At 67.0% G+C, this 7146-nt stretch carries 4 protein-coding genes; 1 reads left to right on the top strand and 3 read right to left on the bottom strand.

The genetic code is table 11. From position 1 onward, the window contains the following. Positions 1 to 269: 269 nt before the first annotated feature. Positions 270 to 1571, bottom strand: a complete 1302-nt coding sequence (locus GXY15_08410) for a Gfo/Idh/MocA family oxidoreductase (protein NLV41239.1) — start codon at positions 1569 to 1571, stop codon at positions 270 to 272. Between the two features lie 295 nt (positions 1572 to 1866). Between GXY15_08410 and ald the strand changes: the two genes are divergently transcribed. Next, a complete protein-coding gene (ald, locus tag GXY15_08405) occupies positions 1867 to 2979 on the top strand; it encodes an alanine dehydrogenase (GenBank protein NLV41238.1) in 1113 nt (370 codons plus the stop codon). A gap of 26 nt (positions 2980 to 3005) precedes the next feature. On the opposite strand, the gene alaS is transcribed toward ald, so the two are convergent. Together alaS and GXY15_08395 are read right to left on the bottom strand one after the other, a co-directional pair. After that, on the bottom strand, positions 3006 to 5633 hold the full coding sequence (alaS, locus tag GXY15_08400; GenBank protein NLV41237.1) for an alanine--tRNA ligase: 2628 nt from the start codon (positions 5631 to 5633) through the stop codon (positions 3006 to 3008). Positions 5634 to 5704: 71 nt separating this feature from the next. After that, positions 5705 to 7078 (bottom strand): hypothetical protein, encoded by a 1374-nt coding sequence (locus tag GXY15_08395; protein NLV41236.1) that lies wholly within the window; start codon positions 7076 to 7078, stop codon positions 5705 to 5707. Positions 7079 to 7146 lie beyond the last annotated feature (68 nt).

Here is a 7146-nt window from a genome sequence, read left to right as displayed (position 1 = left end):
CGCGCCCCCTGGGCTCGCCAAGCTCCAGCTTGGCCTCTTGGGTTCTTCCGCGCGGGCCTGTTCGATCCGTGTTTCCCCGAAAGCCAAGGGGAAGCTTGGCGATCCCAGGGGCGCGGCCGCTCCAGCGAACCCGGTACTTTCTTAGCAGCGAAGCGCGGCAATCTCGTTCCCGCCACGGATTCGGTTCGCGCGATGTAGTATCCGGTGATCAGGAACTTAAAGAAGAACGGCCCGAAACCGGGGCTTCGGGCCGTCAGAAACAGGCTGTCTTACAGCGGCATGAAGTCGAAGGGCTTGCGGTACTCCTTCGTGAGGTACTTGTTCGCGGACTTGACGTTGGTGATCTTCATGGAGGCGACGTCAAATTCAATCTTCTCCCCGGCGAGGAGGGCGACGTTGCCCATGTTCGCCACCTCGGTGAGCGGCCCGGCGTAGGAGAAGTCCGACTGCGCCACGCCGCCGGTCAGGCAGGCGTCCACCCAGGAAAGGAAGGGGTCCTCGCCGGGAACGCGCGGGATGGTCTGCTCGGGCTTCTTGATGTCCTTCATCACGGCCTCCGGCAGCAGGCGGGACGCGCCGCCGTAGGTGCCGGAACTCAGGACACCCTTGGTGCCGACGAAGTAGGAGCCGTTGTCGCCGTCGCCCATGGTCTCGCTCTCGGGGATGCCGGCCGGGCGCGGCGGAAGCAGCTTTCCGTCGTACCAGTAGACCGTGACCGCCGCCATCTTGCCCGCGGGCGTCTCGCGCTCGGGGAACTCGTACTTGATGACGGACTTCTTCGGCGGGGTCTGCTTGGTCATGCCCTCCTCCTGGACCACTTCCACGGTGTAGGAGGGGGCGTTGCCGAGGTACAGCGCCCAGAAGGCCGGATCCATGATGTGGCAGGCCATGTCGCCGATGGCGCCGCAGCCGAAATCCCACCAGCCGCGCCAGTTGAAGGGCGCGTACATCTTGTTGTAGGGGCGCCTGGGTGCGCAGCCGAGCCAGAGGTCCCAGTCCATTGTGTCGGGAACGGCCTGTTCCTTGAGCGGCTTCTCAATGCCCTGCGGCCAGATGGGGCGGTCGGTCCAGATGTGCGCCTCTTTGACGTCGCCGATGGCACCCGACCACAGCATCTCGCACAGGTCACGCACGCCGTCGCCGGAGTGGCCCTGGTTGCCCATGGCGGTGACGACACCGGTCTCCTTCGCGGTCTTGGCCAGCAGGCGCGCCTCGGCGATGGTGTGGGTGAGGGGCTTCTGGACGCGCACGTGCTTGCCCATCATCATGGACATGTAGGCGGCCGGGGCGTGGGTGTGGTCCGGGGTGGAGATGACCAGCCCATCAATCTGGCCGTCCATCTCCTCCAGCATCTTCCGGTAGTCCTTGTACTGCTTCGCGCCGGGGATCTTGTAGAACGCCTCGGCGCAGCGGTCCCAGTCCACGTCGCAGAGGGCGACATAATTGACCTTGTCGCTGAACTTGAAGCAGTTCATCGTGTCGCCCAGACCCTGCCCGCCGCAGCCAATGCTCGCGAGGTTGATCTTCCCGTTCGGCGACAGTTTCCGGGGGACGACCTTGGCGGTGTTCATTTTTCCGGCGGTGCAGCATCCGGCCGTGAGGGCCGCGGACGTGGTGGCCGCCGCGAGGAAGGCGCGGCGGGAGAGGCTGTTGCTCATGGAACCTGTTCTCCGATGGGTTAGGGTTGGGGCAAACCCGGATAGAATACCCCGCTTTCCAATAAAAAGCAAACCGGATCCCGGCCCAAAAAAAAGACGCCGTTTTCCCTTTTACGGCCGCCCGGCTTTGCAGTAGGATACGCGCCGGCGGCGGGCGCGCATGCCGGTTCCTGCGGGCCGCCCGGAACCCGCCACGGGAGGAACACACATGATCGTCGGGGTGCCCAAAGAGATCAAAACCGCCGAGGCCCGCGTTGCGCTGGCGCCTTCCGGAGTGGCGGCCTTTGTGTCGCACGGCCACCGGGTGCTGGTGGAGGCCGGGGCGGGGGTCGGCAGCGGGATTCCCGACGAGGCCTACCGCGCCGCCGGGGCCACCCTGGTGGAGGGGCCCGGCCCCGTCTGGCGCGACGCGGACATGGTGATCAAGGTAAAGGAGCCGCTCGGCCCCGAGTTGGAGGCCCTGCGTCCGGGGCTCATCCTCTACACCTACCTGCATCTGGCCTCGAACGAGGCGCTGACCCGGCGCATGCTGGACGCGCGGGCGACCGGCATCGCCTACGAGACCATCCAGCCGCCCGACGGGTCGCTGCCCCTGCTGACCCCCATGAGCGAGGTGGCGGGCCGCCTTTCTGTCCAGAAAGGCGCGCAGTGTCTGGAGGCCTTTTCCGGCGGCGCCGGGATTCTGCTGGGGGGCGTGTCCGGTGTGAAGCCCGCCAACGTGGTCATCCTGGGCGCGGGCGTGGCGGGAAGCAACGCCTGCCAGATGGCGGTGGGCATGGGCGCCCATGTGACTGTGATTGACATCGATCCGGCGCGCCTGCGCCACCTGCACGACATCATGGGCGGCCGGATCGCCACCGTCATGTCGAACCGGGCGAACATCGCCGAGGAGGTGACCCAGGCGGACCTCGTGATCGGGGCGGTGCTGGTGCCGGGCGCCCTCGCCCCAATGCTGGTTTCCGGGGATTTGGTGCGCCGGATGCGGCCCGGTTCCGCCCTGGTGGACATCGCCATTGACCAGGGGGGCTGCGTGGAAACCGCGCGGCCCACCACGCACGACAACCCCACGTACCTGGTGCACGACGTGGTCCACTATTGCGTGGCCAACATGCCGGGGGCGGTGCCGCGCACCTCGACCTACGCCCTCACCAACGCGACCCTCGGCTACGGCCTCGCTGTGGCCGACAAGGGCTTTGAGCGCGCGGTCGCCGAGGATGGGGCGCTTCGCAAGGGGGTGAATGTGCTGGACGGGCGGATCACCTACCCGGCCGTCGCCGAGGCGTTCGGGATGCACTGCTCCCCGCTCCAGGAGCAGCCGTGAATGAATTGCGGCCGCTTTTGCAGGCCCTAGCCCAGTAGTTCCGCCACGACCCCGGCGACGTTCGCCAAAGCCTCGGGGAGCGCGGAGACCTTCTTGCCGCCGGCCTGGGCCATGTCGGGCCGGCCGCCGCCGCTGCCCTCAACGATGGGGGCAATCCTGCCCACCACGTCCCCGGCCCGCACGCGGCCCATGAGGTCCTTGGTCACGCCGGCGCACAGGGCCACCTTGCCGTCATCAACGCTGCCCAGCACGATGACGCCGGACCCCAGCTTGTCCTTCAACTGGTCCAGCACCGGGCGCAGACCCTTCGCGTCCATGCCGTCCACCTCGACGGCGAGGACCTTGACCCCCTTCACCTCCACGACACGGCTCAGGTAGTCCGTTCCGCCGGTGGCGGCGGCCTGCTTCCACTTGTCCACCTCGCGGCCCAGGCGCTTGAGCTCGTCCTGGAGAGCGGAAATGCGCTCCACCAGCGCGTCCGGGCGGGCGCTCAGCAGATGGGCCGACGCGCGCAGCTGGCGGTCGCGCTCCTGGATCACCTCGACGGCCGCCTCCCCGGCCACGGCCTCCAGCCGCCGCACGCCGGAGGCCAGCGCGGCCTCGCTGAGGATCTTCACGCAGCCGATGACGCCCGTGCGCGCCACGTGGCAGCCGCCGCAAAGCTCCAGGCTGACATCGCCGACGCGGACCGTGCGGACCACGTCCTCGTATTTCTCACCGAAGAGAGCCATGGCCCCCTCGGCGCGGGCCTCGTCCAGCCCCTTCAGGGCGATGTCCACGGACTCATCCGCGCGGAGGGCGGCGTTCACGCTGGCCTCCACATCCTCCAGCAGGGCCTCCGAAATGCCCTCGAAATGGGTGAAGTCAAAGCGCAGGCGGTCCGGGCCGACATAGGAGCCCGCCTGGTGGACATGGTCGCCGACAACCTGACGCAGGGCAGCCTGGAGCAGGTGGGTCGCCGTGTGGTGGGCCTCCGTGCGCGCGCGCCGCGCGCCGTCCACCCGGGCGTCCACCTTGTCCCCTTTACGGAGGGATCCGGAGAGCATGGTCACCGTGTGCAGGGTCATTTTGCCGACCAGCCGCTTCACATGGGTCACCTGTCCGGTCGCCTCCGAGCACGCCAGCGTGCCGGTGTCAGCCACCTGGCCGCCGGACTCCGCGTAGAACGGGGTCTTGTCAAGAAGGACCTCGCCGGTCTCCCCTTCCGGAAGGCTGTCCACCTCCGCGCCGTCCTGGATGATGGCCAGGACTTCGGCGGTTTCCGCGAGGGACTCGTAGCCCGTGAACGGGGTGTCGCCCTTCGCCGCGTGCAGGCTGTGGTAGACCGGGGCGAGGGACTGCTGGCCGCTGCCGGCCCAGGTGCCGCGCGCCTTTTCCTTCTGCTGGGCCATGGCGGCCTTGAAGCCGTCCGTGTCCACAGTGTAGCCGCGCTCCTCGGCCATGTCCGTGGCGAGGTCCAGCGGGAACCCGTAGGTGTCGTACAGCTTGAACAGATCATCGCCCGGCGCGACCTTGTTCCCGGATGCTTCCACCTTGGCAAAGACCTCCGCGAGGATTTCCATGCCCCGCGCGAGCGTTCCCGCGAAGCGCTCCTCCTCCAGACGGATGATGTGGGCGATCTGCTTGCCGCCCTCGACCAGTTCCGGGTACTGGTGGCCCAGACGGTCCACCACGGCGCCGCTGACGGTGTGAAGGAAAGGCCGCTCCAGACCGAGTTCCCGGCCAAACCGCGCCGCGCGGCGCAGCAGACGGCGCAGGACGTACCCTCGCCCCTCGTTGGAGGGGAGGATGCCGTCGGCGATCATGAAGCTCAGGGCGCGGATGTGGTCGGCGATCACCCGGTAGGGCACCGGGCGGTCTGTGTAGGCCACATTCGTCAGCGACTGGGTTGCCTCGATGATGGAGAAGATGCCGTCCGTGTCGAAGACGGTCTCCTTGTCCTGCAACAGGGCGGCAAGCCGCTCCAGGCCCATGCCCGTGTCAATGCCCCGGTTCTTGAGCGGGGGGCGCGAACCGTCCAGCTGCTGGTCATACTGCGGGAAGACCAGGTTCCAGAACTCCAGAAACCGCTCCCTGGGGTCGTTCTCCAGGGTGGCGTGGGGGTCAATCGCCTCGCCCCGGTCGTACAGCAACTCGGAACACGGGCCGCAGGCGCCGGTGTCCCCGGCGGGCCCCCAGAAGTTGTCCTTGGCCCCCAGCCGCACAATACGCGACGGGGACACGCCCATCTCCTTCTCCCAAATGTCCGCCGCCTCGTCGTCGTCCAGATAGACGGACACCCAGACCTTGTCCGCCGGGAACTTGATGACCTGCGTGGTGAACTCCCACGCCCAGGAAATGGCCTCGCGCTTGAAATAGTCCCCGAAGGAGAAATTGCCCAGCATCTCGAAGAAGGTCAGGTGGCGGGAGGTCTTCCCCACCTCGTCGAGGTCGTTCGCCTTGCCGCCGGCGCGCAGGCACTTCTGCGACGTGGTGGCGCGGCGGTAGGGCACCGGCACCTCGCCGGTGTAGTAAGGCTTGAACTGGACCATGCCCGCGCTCGTGAAGAGCAGGGTCGGGTCGTTCGAGGGGACCAGCCGGTCGCTCCGCTCCACGACATGCCCGCGCTGGCGGAAGAACTCAAGATAGGAAGAGCGGATTTCGTCACTTTTCACGGGAAAACACTCCTGCGGTTGGCGGAAACTAGGGGGCATCAGGATAGCAGAAAAGGGCCTTCCCGCGCACCTCAGAAGGACCAGCGCATGCCCGCGTAGACGTTGCTGTTGTCCTCAAACTGCCCAAAGAAGGTCGTGTTCCAGGCGCCCAGGAACATGTTTCCGCCAGCGTCCACGGACCAGTCGTCGGACAGTTTGTAGGACACCTGCGGGCGCAGGTAGCCGTCGTTGTCTGAAGGGCTGTAGTAGCCGAAGAAGGACAGCGTGAGGTTCTGGTTCATCAGCAGCTTGGTCAGGCGCAGCGTGAAGACATGGCGGTTCTCGTCGCGCTCGGGAATGAAAAACCAGAGGCTGCGCGCGTAGGCGCCGTGGTCCAGCATGTGCTCCAGATAGTACTGGACGCCGGCGGTCAGCTCCTTGGCGACCTCCCGCTCGTACCCGAGCAGGAGCCGCAACTCGCTGTTGTTCACAAAGGGGTCTTTGCCGGGGCGGTCGCGGCGGGAGTCGTACCATCCGATTTCCGCGCTGGCGACCCCCTTCCCCACTGTGCCACGCACGCTCGCGCCGTAGACGTTCAGCGCCGGGAAAAGCCCGCGCGGCGGCAGGAGCTGCTGCCCGCCGGGACTCTTCCAATAGCCGGAATACCCGTAGAGCGCCACCTGCGTGGACCCGAAATTCCGGTAGAGCCGAAGGGCCCATTCGTCGTTGTCGAACCAGTCATCCGGCACGCGCATGCCCATCTCACGGTCGCGGCCCACGGTGCGCCCATACATCGGGTTGTAGAAACTGATCCGGTCGCCGGTGATGTACCGGTCCGGGTTGAACCGGGGGGTGTAGACCAGTTCCACGTTCACAACGTCGGAATAGTAGCCCAGCCGGACCGCGTCCGAGGGTGCCTTCAGGTACTCCACGTCCCTGCCGATGAAGAAGGAGTTCCAGTCTTTCGGGAACAGGTCGTTGATGAAAAGCATGTCCCCCGTGCCCCAGGTCAGCACCTGGCGGCCGATCTTCACGTCCACGCTGTCCAGGGGCGTCCAGGAGAGGCGGAGCTGGCGCAGGTCGAAATGCCCCTCCTCATCCACCGCGTCGAAATAGGTGTCCGCCGTGGCGTCCAGAGAGGCATCCCCCCAGGCTTTGTCCGTCTTCAGTTGGAGGCGGCTCTCGCCCAGCGTGAGGTCCTTGGACTGCGCCGGGTCCTCCCGGTACCTCACCCCCGCCCGGGTGTCCCAGAAGCCGTGCAGCGTCAAGAACGGTTCTTTTTCCGCCCCGGTTTCTTCGCCGTCGGCCGGGGCGTTTCCGGACAATCCCTCGGGCAGTGGCGGCGCGCCCGACCCGCCGTCCAGTCCGGGGGGCAGGGCGGGCGTTGCGGCGGGTTCGGCGGCCAGTCCGGGGGGCAATGCGGGGGCCTGCGCCGCCGATGATAGCCCCGACAATACCATGACCATCGCCACGGCGCATCCCGCCGAAAGACCGTTCCGCGTCCAACCGCGCTCAGACATTCCCGCGCCTCCGT

It is taken from the genome of Candidatus Hydrogenedentota bacterium (assembly GCA_012730045.1).
GTDB lineage: Bacteria > Hydrogenedentota > Hydrogenedentia > Hydrogenedentales > CAITNO01 > JAAYBR01.
The sequence above is the reverse complement of the archived record's forward strand: the minus strand, read 5'-3'. Positions and strand labels throughout refer to the sequence as shown.